Source organism: Arthrobacter sp. 10N410 (assembly GCF_056394945.1).
Genome location: NZ_JBFTIP010000004.1, coordinates 276,008 through 291,896, shown reverse-complemented (window position 1 = coordinate 291,896; position 15,889 = coordinate 276,008). Strand labels below are relative to the sequence as shown.

The 15,889-nt window shown below is 67.4% G+C and carries 13 protein-coding genes and 1 rRNA gene; 9 read left to right on the top strand and 5 right to left on the bottom strand.

Features of this window, described 5'->3' with window-relative positions; all coding sequences use genetic code 11:
• The 3 genes from rrf to AC1DB8_RS12380 form a co-directional block, all read left to right on the top strand.
• Nucleotides 1–102: ribosomal RNA gene (gene rrf, locus AC1DB8_RS12390) — 5S ribosomal RNA — on the top strand; the annotation flags it as partial.
• Between the two features lie 123 nt (nt 103–225).
• On the top strand, nt 226–714 hold the full coding sequence (locus AC1DB8_RS12385; protein ID WP_476893189.1) for an SRPBCC domain-containing protein: 489 nt from the start codon (nt 226–228) through the stop codon (nt 712–714).
• Complete coding sequence (locus tag AC1DB8_RS12380) at nt 707–1,396, top strand: GNAT family N-acetyltransferase (RefSeq protein WP_476893188.1); 690 nt, start codon at nt 707–709, stop codon at nt 1,394–1,396. The genes AC1DB8_RS12385 and AC1DB8_RS12380 overlap by 8 nt, the downstream gene beginning before the upstream one ends.
• Here the strand turns inward: AC1DB8_RS12380 and AC1DB8_RS12375 are convergent.
• Nucleotides 1,393–2,424: a LacI family DNA-binding transcriptional regulator gene (locus AC1DB8_RS12375; RefSeq protein WP_476893187.1), complete on the bottom strand. Its 1,032-nt coding sequence runs from the start codon at nt 2,422–2,424 to the stop codon at nt 1,393–1,395. The genes AC1DB8_RS12380 and AC1DB8_RS12375 overlap by 4 nt on opposite strands.
• Nucleotides 2,425–2,426: 2 nt before the next feature.
• Entirely contained in the window at nt 2,427–4,172 is a 1,746-nt protein-coding gene (locus AC1DB8_RS12370; RefSeq protein ID WP_476893186.1) for a glycoside hydrolase family 13 protein, read from the bottom strand.
• Nucleotides 4,173–4,496: 324 nt separating this feature from the next.
• Here AC1DB8_RS12370 and AC1DB8_RS12365 point away from each other — a divergent pair, with 324 nt between their 5' ends.
• The 5 genes from AC1DB8_RS12365 (at nt 4,497) to AC1DB8_RS12345 (ending at nt 11,838) form a co-directional block, all read left to right on the top strand.
• Complete coding sequence (locus AC1DB8_RS12365; RefSeq protein ID WP_441418187.1) at nt 4,497–5,807, top strand: sugar ABC transporter substrate-binding protein; 1,311 nt, start codon at nt 4,497–4,499, stop codon at nt 5,805–5,807.
• Nucleotides 5,808–5,929: 122 nt separating this feature from the next.
• On the top strand, nt 5,930–7,582 hold the full coding sequence (locus tag AC1DB8_RS12360) for an ABC transporter permease subunit (protein WP_476893185.1): 1,653 nt from the start codon (nt 5,930–5,932) through the stop codon (nt 7,580–7,582).
• The gene (locus tag AC1DB8_RS12355; protein ID WP_476893184.1) at nt 7,579–8,541 is read left to right on the top strand and encodes a sugar ABC transporter permease; all 963 of its coding nucleotides are present in this window, start codon (nt 7,579–7,581) and stop codon (nt 8,539–8,541) included. Before AC1DB8_RS12360 ends, AC1DB8_RS12355 begins: the two co-directional genes overlap by 4 nt.
• 2 nt (nt 8,542–8,543) lie before the next feature.
• Entirely contained in the window at nt 8,544–10,418 is a 1,875-nt protein-coding gene (locus AC1DB8_RS12350) for a glycoside hydrolase family 13 protein (protein WP_476893183.1), read from the top strand.
• Between the two features lie 49 nt (nt 10,419–10,467).
• Nucleotides 10,468–11,838 (top strand): FAD-binding oxidoreductase, encoded by a 1,371-nt coding sequence (locus AC1DB8_RS12345; RefSeq protein ID WP_476893182.1) that lies wholly within the window; start codon nt 10,468–10,470, stop codon nt 11,836–11,838.
• Nucleotides 11,839–11,944: 106 nt separating this feature from the next.
• Here AC1DB8_RS12345 and AC1DB8_RS12340 read toward each other — a convergent pair whose 3' ends face one another.
• Nucleotides 11,945–13,354, bottom strand: coding sequence for a DUF4032 domain-containing protein (locus AC1DB8_RS12340; RefSeq protein WP_441418391.1), 1,410 nt, complete (start codon nt 13,352–13,354; stop codon nt 11,945–11,947).
• 237 nt (nt 13,355–13,591) lie between these two features.
• Complete coding sequence (locus AC1DB8_RS12335) at nt 13,592–14,674, bottom strand: ABC transporter ATP-binding protein (RefSeq protein WP_476893181.1); 1,083 nt, start codon at nt 14,672–14,674, stop codon at nt 13,592–13,594.
• Between the two features lie 258 nt (nt 14,675–14,932).
• Between AC1DB8_RS12335 and AC1DB8_RS12330 the strand changes: the two genes are divergently transcribed.
• Nucleotides 14,933–15,343, top strand: a complete 411-nt coding sequence (locus AC1DB8_RS12330; RefSeq protein WP_476893180.1) for a VOC family protein — start codon at nt 14,933–14,935, stop codon at nt 15,341–15,343.
• A 25-nt stretch (nt 15,344–15,368) separates the two neighbouring features.
• On the opposite strand, the gene AC1DB8_RS12325 is transcribed toward AC1DB8_RS12330, so the two are convergent.
• On the bottom strand, nt 15,369–15,773 hold the full coding sequence (locus tag AC1DB8_RS12325; RefSeq protein ID WP_476893179.1) for a hypothetical protein: 405 nt from the start codon (nt 15,771–15,773) through the stop codon (nt 15,369–15,371).
• Nucleotides 15,774–15,889 lie beyond the last annotated feature (116 nt).

Below are 15,889 nucleotides of genomic sequence, written 5' to 3'. Positions count from 1 at the left end.
GTGGGGGAAACGCCCGGTCCCATCCCGAACCCGGAAGCTAAGACCCACAGCGCCGATGGTACTGCACCCGGGAGGGTGTGGGAGAGTAGGTCACCGCCGGACATACATTAGGTCGAGAGCCTCCAACCACCAGGTTGGAGGCTCTCCCCTTTAACCCCAAAAAGGTATAGCGCCCCTCCCGCACTCCCGGCGTGCACACCACCGACGCTTGTAAAGTTGATGCCTATGGATAACCTCTTCAGCCACGCCGCGGCAGCCCCGGAACCCGAGCCGGCCGAAGGGCTGGAGCCGGTGGTATGCACCGTCGTTGTCCCCGGCCCCGTGGCTCGGGCTTTCATGGGTTTCACCGAGCACACGCACCTCTGGTGGCCGCTCGAGGGCCACAGCGTCTACGGCCCGGGCTCCTATGTTGAGTTCGAGGAAAGCCTCATTCTTGAGACCGCAGACGACGGCAGGACCGCCATCTGGGGGTCCATCGACGACTGGCAGCCACCCTTGTCCTTCCACGCCACCTGGCATCCCGGGACGCAGGCCCTGTGGTCCACGGAGCTGCGGGTGGCCTTCCGGGCCGTTGAGGGCGGCACCGAGCTCCGGTTGGTGCACAGCGGCTGGGAAGGCGCGCAGGACCCCGCCGCTACGCGAGCGGACTACCAGGCGGGCTGGCCCGGCGTGCTGCAGCGGTTCGTCCGGTTTATGGGCGGCGCCGATGACTGACGGTGAGCTGCCGGTGACCCGGCCCGTGATCCGTCGGTTCGAAGCGGGGGAGTGGAAACAGTACCGCGCCCTACGGCTGGAAATGCTGGAGGATGCGCCCACGGCTTACGTGGAGAGCCTCGACTCGGCCCGGGAGCAAACGGACCGGCAATGGCAGGAGCGCGCCGCGCTGATGGCGGCTTCGGGTTGCGTATCCCTCGTGGCCGGAGATGCCGCGGAGCCGGCTGATAGCCCGCATTCCGCCTCGCCGCTCCCTGCCGGCGGGGTGCCTGCCGAGGTCGAAGTGCCTGCCGGTGAAGACCTTGCCGCTGCCAGGCTGCGGGCACTGATCCGCGTTGTGCCGAAGGTCCCGCAGGATCCTGACCGTCCGCGCCAGGCAGTGCTGCTCAGCGTCTACGTGGGCCCGGAGTTGCGGGGCTCCGGCCTGGCCGACGAGATGCTGCGGCGGGCCATCGCCGGTGCCCGGGATGAGCTCGGCGCCGTGGTGCTGGAACTTGGCGTGCACGAGGCAAACGGCCGTGCCCAGGCGTTCTACTCCCGGCACGGGTTCAAGGACACCGGACGGCGGGAACCCTACCCGCTTGATCCGGACCGCTCGGAGATCATCATGGAACTTCCCTTGGACGCGCCCTGCGCACTAGAAGCACCAGAAGCTACAGAAGCGCCGGCAGAGTACAGCTAGCGCAAGGGTGCGGCGTCGGCCGGCGGGACGGCCGTGCTGGAACGGATCACAAATTTCGTCGGATACTCGGTGTCCGCCGCCGCCGTGTCCGCGCCGCCGTCGAGCCCTGCGAGCAGACGGCGGACCGCCATCGCCCCTTGACCGCGAGGATCCTGGTCGATGGTGGTGAGGCCGAATAGTTCGCCGAGTTCGTGGCCGTCGATGCCGATGACGGACAGATCCTGGGGAACGCGCAGTCCGAAGTCGCGGGCGGCGAGGATGGTGCCGATCGCCATCTCATCCGAGGCCGCGAAGACCGCTGTGGGGCGTTCCGGGGAACTGCCGAGCAGCTGACGGGCGCTGGCGTAAGCACCCTGGATGGTGAAGTCGGCGGAGACCAGCCATTCCGGACGGATCGTCAGCCCGGCGTCGCGCATGGCCTTGGTAAAGCCGCCCTGGCGCGTGCCCGGCAGCCGGAAGTCCTTCTCATACGCCGCGTCACCGGTCATATGCGCAATCCTGCTGTGGCCAAGCTGGATCAGGTGCCGGGCGGCCGCCTCGGCGATGCCCGAGTCGTTGATCCGGATCGTCGAGGCGCCCGGCAGGGGCCCGCCAATCCCCACGATGGGGCGGTGGATGGCGAGCAGCTGCTGGATCTCGGCCTCGCTGAGCTCCAGGGAGACCGCAATGACCGCGTCCACGCGCTTGCGCAGCAGGAAGTCGTTGAGCACGCTGTGCCGGCGCTCCTCGCCCTCGCTGACGTTGTACAGCGTGAGGTCGTAGCCGGCGTCGAGCAGGGTCGCGGATACGCCCTCCACCACCGAGGAGAAGAACCAGCGGTGCACGGACGGAACCACGACGCCGACGTTGTGGTTCCGCCCGGACGCCAGGCTGGAGGCGTGGTAGGACAGGACAAAGCCGAGCTCGGCTGCGGCGGCCTGGGCGCGCTCACGGCTCTGGGCCGAGACATTGCCCTTGCCGCTCAAGGCGCGCGAAACGGTGGCGATGGAGAGGCCGGCCCGTTCCGCGACGTCCTTGATGCCGGGCATTTTTAGCTCTCCGTGTCCTCGATGTAGATTTCCAGCCAAACAGTTTCACCTGAGCTTAACCGATGGGCGTCTTCACCCTGTTCCCCCGACACGGAGCTGCGCAGCAGCACCTGTCCGGCGGGCAGTTCGAGCGGCTCCTGCCCGACGTTCAGCAGCACCGCGGTGGTGCCGTTGAGGTAAGCCAGCGAGGTGTCCGTGCACCAGTTTTCAATCCAGTTGAGGGAGCCCTGGCCGAGGCTGAGCTCGCGCCGGAGCGCCAGCATCCGCCGGTACAGGGACAGGTGCGACGACGGCGACGCGGCCTGCGCGTCCCGGGCCAGCTCTGCGAAGCTCGCCGGCTGCGGCAGCCACGGATCCGCTCCGGCGCCGAAGCCCGCGTGGGGCTCGCCGGAACGCCATGGCAGCGGCACCCGGCAGCCGTCCCGGCCCAGACGCTCGCCGCCGGTCCGACCGAAGGTGGGGTCCTGGCGCTGGCTGTCCGGAATGTCGATGCCGTCGGGGAGGCCGAGTTCCTCGCCCTGGTAGAGGTACGCGCCGCCGGGCAGGCCCAGCATGAACATGGAGGCCGCCGCGGCCCGGGAGCGTCCGAGTTCCTCGTCCGGCTGCACGTCGGCGGGGCCGATGCCGTCCCCGTCGCGGGGCGCTGGTCCGTTGTAGCCGAAGCGGGTGGCGTGCCGGACGACGTCGTGGTTGGACAGCACCCAGGTGCTCGGCGCACCGACGGCGTCCAGGGCGGTCAGTGACTCCGTGATGACGTGGCGCATCCGGTGCACGTCCAGGCCGGCGTGCAGGTAAGGGAAGTTGAAGGCCTGGTGCATTTCGTCCGGGCGGACCCAGTCGGCGAGCCGGGGGAGCGGGTCCACGTTGGCTTCCGCGCAGAGGATGCGGTCGGGGCCGTATTCGGACAGGATCCGGCGCCAGGTCCGGTAGATGTCATGCAGCGCCGGCTGGCCGAACATCGGGGCTTCGTGCCCGGGGAAGCCGTGCGAGCTGTTGCCGTCGGCGCGGCCGCCCCATTCGGGCAGGCCCGGCGCCTTGACGAGGGCGTGGGCGACGTCGACCCGGAAGCCGGAGACGCCGCGGTCCAGCCAGAAGCGCAGGACGCGTTCGAATTCGGCGTGGACGGCGTCGTTGTCCCAATTGAAGTCGGGCTGGGAGGTGTCGAAAAGGTGCAGGTACCACTGGCCGGGGGTGCCGTCCGGCTCGATGATCCGGGTCCACGCCGGTCCGCCGAAGTGCGACTGCCAGTTGTTCGGGGGCTGCTCGCCGGAATCACCGCGGCCGTCCCGGAAGATGAACATGTCCCGCTCCGGGCTGGCTGCGGGGGCTGCCAGCGCCGCCTGGAAGGCGGAGTGCTGGTCCGAGCAGTGGTTGGGCACGAGATCCACGATCAGCCGCAGCCCGAGGCGCGTGGCCTCGGCCATCATGGCGTCGAAATCCGCCAGGGTGCCGAACAGGGGATCGACGTCGCAATAGTCGCTGACGTCGTAGCCGGCGTCGCGCTGCGGGGAGCGGTAGAACGGCGAGAGCCAGACCGCGTCGATCTCCAGCTCGGCGAGCTGCGGGAGTTCGGCGGTGATGCCGGCCAGATCGCCGACGCCGTCGCCGTTCAGGTCCCGGAACGAGCGCGGGTACACCTGGTAGATCACGGCGGAGCGCCACCAGCCGGGGGTGTCATCTGCAGCGTGCACCAGGGTCAGCGGGCCGGCCAGTGCGGCGGGGGCTGTGAGTACTGAATCAACGGACATGCCGGTAATCGTAAGTCCCCGACGTCCAAATTGAAAACGCTTCCAGTCAATAAATCTTTTGAGTCTGCTCGGGGAGTCTGGGGTGGATCCGCGGCATGGGCCCGTATGTTCCGCGCCACTAGGCCTTCTAGAGGTGTCTCGCAGTCTCCCAGCGTGGTCGCCGCCCCGCGACACGCCACGCTAGAATGACTTTCCAAAGCGTCCATCACCGTGTAGCTTGGAAGCGCTTGCAGCTGTGAGCCACATCACCGACGATGCCACCGGGCCCAGGAGACTTCCGAAGAGCCCTACGCGTGGATGCAGGATTTTATGAAAGGGACACCAATGAAGGTGCAGAACACCCTCACAACCGGAACCAGCCGCCGGGTATTCACGGCCGGTGCGATCTCCGTTGTTGCAGCGCTGGCGCTCAGCGCCTGCGGCGGCGCAGCAGCCTCCGGTCCGGCCACGGCCACGGCCTCCGCCTCCGCGAAGCCGGACCTCAAGTCCGGCGGCGCCGGCACGATCACCATGTGGGTCGACGCCGAGCGTTCACCCGCTCTGAAGGACATCACCGCGAAGTTCAAGGCTGACACCGGAATCGACGTGAAGCTCGTCGTCAAGGACTTCGCAGCTGTGCGCGACGACTTCATCACCCAGGTCCCGACGGGCAAGGGCCCGGACCTCATCGTCGGCCCGCACGACTGGGTAGGCAAGTTCGTCCAGAACGGCGTGATCGCACCCGTCGAGCTTGGCGACAAGAAGGACGCCTTCCAGGAGTCCTCGATCAAGGCCATGTCCTTCAACGGCTCGGTCTACGGTGTTCCCTACGCGATCGAAAACATCGCACTGCTGCGCAACACGGCCATCGTGCCCGACGCGGCCAAGACCATGGACGAGGTCATTGCCAACGGCAAGAAGGCAGTCGCAGACGGCAAGGCCAAGTTCCCGTTCCTCGTCGGCATGGACCCGAAGCAGGGCGACCCGTACCACCTGTACCCGCTGCAGGCCTCCATGGGCTCGCAGGTCTTCGGCAAGGCTGCCGACGGCGGCTACGACCCGAAGCAGCTCCTGATCGGCGACGCTGCCGGCGTCGAGTTCGCCAAGAAGCTCACCGCCTGGGGCGACAAGGGCGAAAAGATCATCAACTCCAACATCACCGGTGACATCGCCAAGGAGAAGTTCCTCGCCGGCGAGTCCCCGTACTACCTGACCGGCCCGTGGAACCTCCCGGACGTACAGAAGAAGGGCATCAAGTTCGCCGTTGACGAGCTGCCGACCGCCGGCGACCAGCCGGCCCAGCCGTTCATCGGCGTCAACGGCTTCTTCATCAGCGCCAAGAGCGCCAACGCCCTGGCCACCAATGAGTTCGTCACCAACTACCTGACCTCCGAGGCAGCCCAGGACTCCATGTACAAGGCCGGCGGCCGCCCGCCGGCACTGAAGGCCTCCTTCGACAAGGCAGCCAGCGACCCGGTTGTTGCCGCCTTCGGAAAGATCGGCGCCACCGGCGTCCCGATGCCGGCTATCCCGGAAATGAGTGCTGTCTGGGCTGACTGGGGAGCCACCGAGCTCGCCCTGATCAAGGGCCAGGGCGACCCGGCTGCTGACTGGGCCAAGATGGCAGCCAGCATCAAGAGCAAAATCAAGGGTTAGTCCCCGCGCCGGTTCCTGACGCTTCCACGCGCCGGGAACCGGCAGCACCGGGCCGGGCGGCCACCAGGCTGCCCGGCCCGTTCCTGCATCACCCCAGCTTCTCCCAAGGACTGTAGACAGCCATGTCAGAAACCGAACTCCGCGAGGACACCGAGCCCGCAGCGTCGTCCGCCCCGGACCCCGCCACCACAACCTCCGGCCGGCAGGCCAGAACCCTCCGCCAACGCCGGACCTGCCCCGAGGGGGTGAAGGGCACCATCGCCAAGATCGTGCTGCTGGGCCTTGTCGATGCCCTCGCTGTCTACGTCCTGATCATGCTCTTCCTGAGCCAGTCCTGGCTGGCCCTGGGAGTCTCCGCCGCCGTCGTAGTGGTGATCAACTGGATCTACCTGCGCAAGGGCGGCCTGCCCGCCAAGTACCTGGCCCCGGGCGTGCTCTTCCTGCTGGTTTTCCAGGTCTTCGTGGTCATGTTCAGCGGCTACATCGCCTTCACCAACTACGGCGACGGCCACAACAGCACCAAGGATGACGCGATCGCCGCCATCCAGCTCACCGCGCAGAAGCGGGTCCCGGATTCACCGGCCTACAAGACTTCCGTGCTGGCCAAGGACAGCTCCTTCTACCTGCTCTTCACGGACCCGCAGGGAAAGGTCTCGCTCGGCAGCACCGAGACGCCGCTCAAGGAGGTCTCCGGGGCCGTCAAGGACTCCACCGGCAAGGCCAAGACGCTGGACGGCTACCAAACCCTGAACTTCCAGGAGATCGTGGCCAACCAGCAAAGCATCCTGGACATCACCGTGCCGGTCTCCGCGAACCCGGCCGACGGCACGCTGCGCACCGCGGACGGCAGCAACGCCTACCAGTTCAAGCCGGCGCTGAAGTACGACGCGGCCGCTGACACCTTCACCGACACCACCACGGGTGCGGTCTACCGCGACAACGGCAAGGGCGCCTTCGCCGCGGACAACGGTGAGACACTGTCCACCGGCTGGAAGATCGACGTCGGGATGGAGAACTTCGCCCGCGCCTTCACCGACCCGAGCCTGCGCGGACCCCTGCTGGGCGTCATCCTTTGGACCTTCACCTTCGCCGTGGCCTCCGTCGCGCTGACCTTCGCCATGGGCCTGTTCCTGGCCATCACCTTCAACCGCGAAGACCTCAAGGGCAAGAAGGTGTACCGGATCCTGATGATCCTGCCGTACGCTTTCCCCGCGTTCCTCACCGGCCTGGTCTGGTCCGGCATCCTCAACCCGGAGTTCGGCTGGCTCAACCAGACCCTGCTTGGCGGGGCCTCGATCGGCTGGCTTACGGATCCGGTCCTGGCCAAGATCAGCGTCCTGGTGGTCAACCTCTGGCTCGGCTTCCCCTACATGTTCCTGGTCTGCACCGGCGCCCTGCAGTCGCTGCCTAACGAACTGGACGAGGCCGCCCGGATGGACGGCGCCGGCCCGTGGCGCGTGTTCCGCTCCATCAAGCTGCCGCTGCTGCTGGTCTCGATCGCCCCGCTGCTGATCTCCTCCTTCGCCTTCAATTTCAACAACTTCAACGTGATCTTCATGCTCACCGGCGGCGGACCCCGGTTCGCCGACACCGACCGGGACATCGGAGCCACCGACATCCTGATCACCCTCGTCTACAAGGTTGCCTTCGGGCAGGGCACCGGCCGTGACTACGGCCTGGCCAGCGCCCTCGCCATCATCATCTTCATCATCGTGGCCACCGTTTCGGCCATCAGTTTCAAGCAGACCAAGGCACTCGAGGACGTGAACTCATGAACGGGTCAGCACCGCGCACCGCGGCTCCGGCGCACCAGGCCGAGCAGGGCATCACCACCGGCACCACCGACGTCGAATACCTCAAGTCGCTGCAGCGCCGGCGCCCCTTCGGCGTCTGGTTCAAGGACAAGGGCTGGCGCCACCTGGTGGGCGTCATCGTGACGATCTTCGCCGTCTTCCCGCTGCTCTACGTGCTCTCGGCGGCACTGAACTCCAACGGCACCCTGGTGGGTTCCAACGCGCTGTTCAGCAAGATCGACTTCGGGAACTTCACCGCCCTGTTCGACATGCCCTCGCGGCCCTTTGCGCAGTGGTTCCTGAACACCATGGTGGTGGGCGGCGTGACCTCCGCGGCCACGGTGTTCCTCGGGGCGATGGCCGCGTATGCCTTCTCCCGGATGCGCTTCACGGGCCGCCGGGTGGGCCTGCTGAGCCTGCTCCTGCTGCAGATGTTCCCGCAGCTGCTGGCCGTCGTCGCCATCTTCCTGCTGCTCAGCGGCATCTCCGAGGTCATCCCCGCCATGGGCCTGGGCAGCCAGCTGGGCCTGATCATGGTCTACCTGGGCGGCGCCCTGGGCGTGAACACCTACCTGATGTACGGCTTCTTCAACACCGTGCCGCAGTCCCTGGACGAGGCCGCCAAGATTGACGGTGCGAGCCACAGCCAGATCTTCTTCGGCATCATCATGCGCCTGGTCACGCCGATCCTGGCCGTCGTGGGGCTGCTGTCCTTCATCGGCATCTCCGGCGAATTCGTGATCGCGTCCGTGGTGCTCACGGACCCGGACAGCCAGACCCTCGCCGTCGGGCTCTACTCCTTCGTGGCGCAGCAGCGCTCCGAGAACTGGGGTGTCTTTGCCGCCGGCGCGGTCATCAGCGCCATCCCGGTGATGGCCCTGTTCCTGTTCCTGCAGCGCTACATCGTCAGCGGGCTCACGCAGGGCTCGGTGAAGGGCTAGGCATGTCCGGCGCTGGCATGGCCGGGCTGCTGCCGCACCACGACGGGTCCGGCCTGCACGCACCGCAAACGGTGGAGGCCGGAGCCGCGGCCCGGCTCCGGATCCGCATCCCGGACGCGTGGGGCCGGGCCAGCCGGGTCTGGCTCCGCTCCGTGCACGACGGCGAACCCCGGTACACGGGCTGCGTGAACATCGGCGAGGCCGACGGCTGGGTGTGGTGGGAAGCTGACATGGCGGTCACCAACCCGGTGGCCCGCTACCGGTTCCTGATCGAGGCCGACGCGCGGTACTGGACCCTCAACGCGCAGGGCATGTTCAGCAGGGACGTCTCCGACTACGCGGACTTCCGGCTGACTACGTTCCCGGCCGGTCCGCCGTGGCTGCGCCAAGGCACCATGTACCAGGTCTTCCCGGACCGTTTCGCGCGCTCGGCCCGGGCAGCGGCGCACCCGGTCCCGGACTGGGCCGTGCCCAGCGACTGGGACGGCACCGAAGTGCAAGGCTCGTCCGCCGAGACACCCTTCCAGTTCTACGGCGGCGACCTGCACGGTGTCACGGAACACCTGGACCACATCCAGGGGCTCGGGGCGGACGTCATTTACCTGACGCCGTTCTTTCCCGCGCGGTCCAACCACCGCTATGACGCCTCGACCTTTTCCATGGTGGACCCGCTGCTGGGCGGCGACGCGGCCCTGGTCGAACTCGTGGAAGCGGCCCACGCCCGCGGCCTGAAAGTGTTGGGGGACCTCACCGCCAACCACTCCGGCGACGCGCACGAATGGTTCCAGCGCGCCCTGGCGGCACCGGACTCCGAGGAAGCCGGCTACTACTACTTCAACGAGGACCACAGCTCCTACGAGGCTTGGTACGGCGTGCCGTCGCTGCCCAGGCTGAACTGGTCCTCGGCCGGCCTGCGGGACAAGTTCGTCTTGGACGACGAATCCCCGGTGGCCCGCTGGCTCCGCCCGCCGTTCAGCCTGGACGGCTGGCGGATCGACGTCGGCAACATGACCGGACGGCTCGGGGAGACCGACCTCAATCAGGAAGTGGCCCGGCTGATCGCGGAGCGGGTCCGCGGAATCAACCCGGACGCGGCGCTGCTGGCGGAGGCGACCAACGACGCCGCTCCGGATTTCAGCGGCGAACATTGGCACGGCGCCATGACGTACTCCAATTTCACCCGCCCGCTGTGGGCCTGGCTCTCCGGCGACGCCGGGCACGTCAACTTCTTCGGCACACCGCTGCCCGGGCCCAACCGGATCGGGGCTGAAGATTTCCTCGCCACGCACCAGGACCTGGCCGCCGCCTTCAGCTGGGACGTCCGGCAGCAGAACATGAATGCCCTGAACAGCCACGACACCGCCCGGGCCGCCACGGTCATGATCGACGGCGGCCAGCAGCTGGGCGCTGTGCTGATGTTCACCCTGCCCGGCGTGCCGGTGGTGTTTGCCGGGGACGAGTTCGGGCTCAAGGGCGACAACGGGGAGTTTTCCCGCACGCCCATGCCCTGGACCGACCCCGCGCGGATCCTGGCCGACCTCCGTGGCACGTATGCCGCGCTTACCGCGCTGCGCCGGGAACAGCCCGCCCTCACCGGCGGCGGACTCCGCTGGCTGCACGCGCAGGGGGACGCGCTGGCCTTTGTGCGGGAAACCGCGGACAGCACGGTGCTGGTGGTCGTGGCCAGGACCGCCGCAGACGTCGAACTCGCCACTGGCCTGCTCTCCGCCGGGCAGCTCGCCGCGCTGGCGCAACCGCATGTCTTTGCTGCCGGCGACATCGTGGCGGAGCCGGGGGCCGCAGGCGCGCTCTTCCGCAGTGGCGGCCCAGCGGCCGCCCTCTGGGTGCTGCCGGGCGTGGTGCTGCCGGCACCCTAGACTGAAGGCCGAGACTGACGGCCGGATTCGACGGAGAACTGGAGAGCGCATGCGCGGCATTGTTGAGGAGTTGACGTCCGCCCTGGGCGGGGCGAAGGTCACCGTGGATGAGGCGGCCCTGGCGGCGTACGCCGTGGACCAGGCGCCTGTACTGGACTACCAGCTCCCGCAGGCCGTGGTCCTGGCCGAATCGGTGGCGGACGTCCAGGCCGCCGTCCGTGCCTGTGCCGCCCACCGGATTCCACTGGTGCCCCGCGGCGCGGGCACCGGGGTCTCCGGGGGCGCCCACGCCAGCGAAGGCTGCGTGGTCCTCAGCCTGGAACGGATGAACCGCATCCTGGACCTCAACCCGGACGACGAGACCGCCGTCGTCGAACCCGGCGTCATCAACGCCGCACTGAACGACGCCGCTGCGATGCACGGCCTGATGTACGCGCCGGACCCGGCCAGCTACCGGATCTCCACCATCGGTGGGAACGTCGCCACGAACGCCGGCGGCCTGCGCTGCGCGAAGTACGGGGTAACGCGGGACTCCGTGCTGGCGCTCGACGTCGTGCTGGCGGACGGCACGCTGATCCATACCGGGCACCAGACCTTCAAAGGTGTGGCCGGCTACGACCTCACGGGCTTGTTCGTGGGCTCCGAGGGCACCCTCGGGATCGTCGTCGGGATCACGGTGCGGCTGAAGTACCTGCCCCGGGAAGTCCACACCATCGCCGCGTTCTATCCCGACTTCCGCAGCGCCGCGGCGGGCGTCCTCGCGGTGGGCAAGGCGCGCGTGCAGCCGGCCATCATGGAACTGCTCGACGGCGGCTCGCTCGCCCAGCTCGACGACGCCCACGGCTCGGACCTGGCCTCGCGGGGCGCCTCGCTGCTGCTGATCCAGACCGACGGTTTCGGCGCCGCCGCGGAGGCCGCCGCGATCCGGCCGCTGCTGGCCGCCGGCGGAGCGGTGGTGACCATGGAAGCCAGTGCCGAGGCCGAACAGCTGGTGGAACTCCGCCGCAACAGCCGCGGCGTCGAGGTCGACGACGAATACCGGGTGGGCGAGGACGTCGCCGTGCCGCGGTCCCGGCTGGTGGACTACGTTGCGGAGCTGGAGGCGATGGCCGTGCGGCACCAGGTCAAGCTCAAGGTGGTGGCCCACGCCGGTGACGGCAACCTGCACCCCACCTTCTGGGTGGACCGGGCCGGCGATGCGGTGGACGCCGCGGCCATGGAACGGCTGGGAGCGGCCCTGGACAACTCGGTCACCGTGGCCCTCGCGATGGGCGGCACCATCACGGGGGAGCACGGCATCGGCCAGTACAAGCTGCGCTGGCTGGGCCTGGAGCAGACGGAACCGGTGCGCGAACTGCAGCGCCGGATCAAGGAGCTCTTCGACCCGGCCGGGATCCTTAACCCCGGCAAGGCGATTTAGACCGGCTGTGCCGGAACCGGTTCCACCCAACTAGCTCGCAATAGTTGTCGTTTTGAACTCTCAAAGCGACAACTAATGCGAGCTAGTTGGGCCGGGAAGCGGGTGTTCAGTCGTCGGAGTCCGGGTATTCGTCGATCGCCTCGTCGTCGCCGTACCGGGACTCCTCGGTTTCGACTTCCAGGATCTTGAGCAGTTCGGTGTCCGGGTTCAGCATGATCGCGGCCTCGTCCCGGCGGTGCCGGAGCTCGGAATCGATGTAGGACTGCACAGCCTCGGCCAGCGGAATGTGCCGGTTCTCCTTCTCGGACATGTACCAGCGGTGCTCCAGGATCTCGTGCACGGCCTCCGCCGGTTCGAGCTTCCCGGAGAGGTCGCGCGGGATCGAGCGGACGATCGGCTCGAAGATCTGGCTTACCCACAGGTGCGCGCTGTATTCCTCGTCCATGCCGGGGTTGTTGTCCGCCCGGAAGGAGTCCATGTCGTTCAGCAGCCGCCGGGCCTGGTTTTCCTGCGCATCGAGGCCGGTCAGGCGCAGCAGCCGGCGCTGATGGTGCCCGGCGTCCACCACCTTGGGCTGAAGCTGGATCGTGGAGCCGTTCTGCGTGGTCTTGATGGCGTATTCCTCGACGTCGAAGCCCAGTTCGTTGAGCCGGCGGATGCGTGCGGCCACCCGCCAGCGCTCACCGATTTCGAAGGATTCCTTTTCCGTCAGCTCGGTCCAGAGCCGCCGGTAGCTCTCCATGATGAGCTCGCTGGTGGCGACCGGATCGACCTTTTCCTCGATCAGGCCGCCGTCGAGCAGGTCCATCAGTTCTCCGGCGATGTTGACCCGGGCGATTTCCAGGTCGTACTCGCGCTGTCCGGTGGACAGGTCCGGGTACAGCTCGCCGGTTTCGGCGTCCACGAGGTAGGCCGCGAAGGCGCCGGCGTCGCGGCGGAAGAGCGTGTTGGAGAGCGAGACGTCGCCCCAGTAGAAGCCGATCAGGTGCAGCCGGACCAGCAGCAGGGCCTGGGCGTCGATCAGGCGGGTCAGGGTGTCTTTGCGCAGCATCTGCGAGAACAGCGCGCGGTACGGCATGGAGAACTTCAGGTGCCGGGTGACCAGCACGGGATTCAGCGGCCGGCCCTCCGGGGTGGTGCGGCCGGTGATGACAGCGACCGGCTCCACGCAGGGGACATCCAGCCGGGCGAGCTTGCGGAGCATGTGGTACTCGTGCCGGGCGATGTGCTCCGAGGTTTCCTTGATGGCGATCACCGAGCCGCCCAGGTGGGCAAACCGCACGATGTGCCGGGAGATGCCGCGGGGGAGGGCGGCGAGGTATTCCGCCGGCCAGTCCTCCAGGGCGATGTGCCAGGGCAGGTCCAGCAGTTCGGGCTCCGTGGCCGCGGCGGTGATGCTCAGCGAACTGGAGACGGCCTTGTCGTTGGCGCTGGCGGCCTCGTACCGGGGCAGCTTGCCGATCTGGCCGTAGTCAGTGGGTTCGTCGTGCCACTGGGCACCGTTGTCCTCGGTCATGCGGTTTTCCTCGGTCATAACGCAATTCTCCCGTACGAGGGCGGGCCTCGCCTAAAATCTGCCGGTTAACGGCCGACGGCGGCCCTCCCGGAGGAGGACCGCCGTCGGATGCTGACGTGGGCCCACGCCGGCAGGGATCCCTAACCGAAGCGAAGCGAGGTTAGGGGGCCGGTGGGTGGGCCCACGCCGGCAGGGATCCCTAACCGAAGCGAAGCGAGGTTAGGGGGCCGGTGGGGACTAGTCGCCCAGGCGCAGGCCGGTCTTGGTGTCGAACAGGTGCACGTGGCCCGACTGCGGGCGGACCCAGACGGTCTCGCCCTTCATCGGGGGACGGCGGCCGTCGACGCGGGCCACGATGTCGTGGTCCTTGCCGTCCAGCGTGGTGTGGCCGTAGACGTAGGCGTCGGCGCCGAGTTCTTCGACGACGTCGACCTCGACCTGGAGGCCCTCGCCCTGCGGCGCGGTCTCGAGGTCTTCCGGACGGGTGCCCAGCGTGACGGTGGAGCCGGAAACGTCCTCAAGGACATCGCGCGGGACCGGGTAGACGGTGCCCCCGAACTGCACGCCGCCGTCGACAACGGGGAGTTCGAGCAGGTTCATTGCGGGGGAGCCGATGAAGCCGGCGACAAAGACGTTCTTCGGCTTGTCGTAGAGGTTGCGCGGGGTGTCCACCTGCATCAGCAGGCCGTCCTTGAGCACAGCGACGCGGTCGCCCATGGTCATGGCCTCGACCTGGTCGTGGGTGACGTAGACGGTGGTGACGCCGAGGCGGCGGGTCAGCGACGCGATCTGCGTGCGGGTCTGCACGCGGAGCTTGGCATCCAGGTTGGACAGCGGCTCGTCCATCAGGAACACCTGCGGGTTACGCACGATTGCGCGGCCCATGGCGACACGCTGGCGCTGGCCGCCGGAGAGGGCCTTCGGCTTGCGGTCCAGGTACGGCTCGAGGTCCAGGAGCTTGGCGGCTTCACGGACACGCTCGGCGCGTTCTTCCTTGCTGACGCCGGCAATCTTCAGCGCGAAGCCCATGTTGTCCGCGACCGTCATGTGCGGGTACAGGGCGTAGTTCTGGAAGACCATGGCGATGTCGCGGTCCTTCGGCGGGACGTCCGTGACGTCGCGGTCACCGATCAGGATCCGGCCGGAGTTCACGTCCTCAAGGCCTGCGAGCATGCGCAGCGAGGTGGACTTTCCGCAGCCGGAGGGTCCAACGAGGACCAGGAACTCGCCATCGGCGATTTCAATGTTGAGCTTGTCAACAGCGGGCTTCTCTGTGCCCGGGTACAGACGCGTAGCGTTATCAAAAGTAACTGTAGCCACAGTTATCAATCCCTTCACCGGCAGGTACGTGCCGGACGATCCGTAGTGAATGGTTCTTCATATTCAGTTGTGGCATCCGGAGGTGGATGCGCATGCTCCCCGGCCAAGGCCGAGGAGCATCCAATGACGCCGCACGGTAGTTGTGCGCCACATCACATACAGAGTATGTCAGATTTTTGGCTTTTGGGCTAAAAAGTTACGGATGTCACAGGTGAGGTTGCCCACTCAGGCTCTCCGGGCGGTCTGTATGCTGTGCCCATGACGGCCTTGCAGATCTATGTCAGCTTCCCCGGCACGGCGCGGGAGGCGCTTGGCTTCTACGCGGACGTTTTCGGCGGGGGCTTGTCCCTGTTTACGTATCAGGAGTTCAACCGCACCGACGGCCCGCCGGATGCCATCGCGCACGGGCAGCTTAACGGCCCTGTAGCCCTGGCGGGATCGGATGTGGCGGCGGGCCACCAGGGTGTCCGGTGCGAAGGCCTGATGCTGTCACTCTTGGGGACCGCCTCGCCGGCCGTCCTGCACGAGTGGTTCGACAAGCTCTCGGCCGGCGGCCGGGTGGTGGACCCCCTGGGCCCGAAGCCGTGGGGCGCCTCAGACGGCCAGGTCGTCGACCGCCACGGACTTCACTGGCTGATTGGTTACGAACCGGAGTCCGCATCCAGCTAATGGGCGTTGAGGCCTTGATCGTCAGCTAATGGGAGTCAGTTTGGTTCGGTTCCGACTCTTTTCGCGGGCGGGCTTTGCGCGTGGGGTCCACCGTGCCATCGGTCCCGTAGTTGCCCTCGGAATACCGTCCGACTTCCGAGTCCGCGGTGCGCGCCGGCGCAGATCCGGCCCCGCCGTAGTCCGCCCTGACGTAGCGTCCCGATTCCCGGGCCTTGTCGCCTAGCGGTTCGGGCAGTCCACCTTCGGATCCCGCCGCGCCGTAGTTGCCTTCAATGTACTGGCCTTCCTCGTCGTCCGCGTGCCGGCCGGACTGTGCGCCGGACTTGCCGAAGTCGCCTTCGACGTACCGGCCCCGGAGGTCTTTTTCCTCGGGGTTCGTCCCGGAACCGGCTGCATCCGAGGTGTTTTCCTTGCCGCTGTTCTTAGTCATGATCGTTCCTTCCCGAAACGAAATCTGCGTCTTGTGCGGCGCAATTTAAGTCTAGCGAGGGCAGGCGGTCACCAACAGGATGTGCCGGGAGCGGCGTGGTGAAGGCGTCCAGGAGC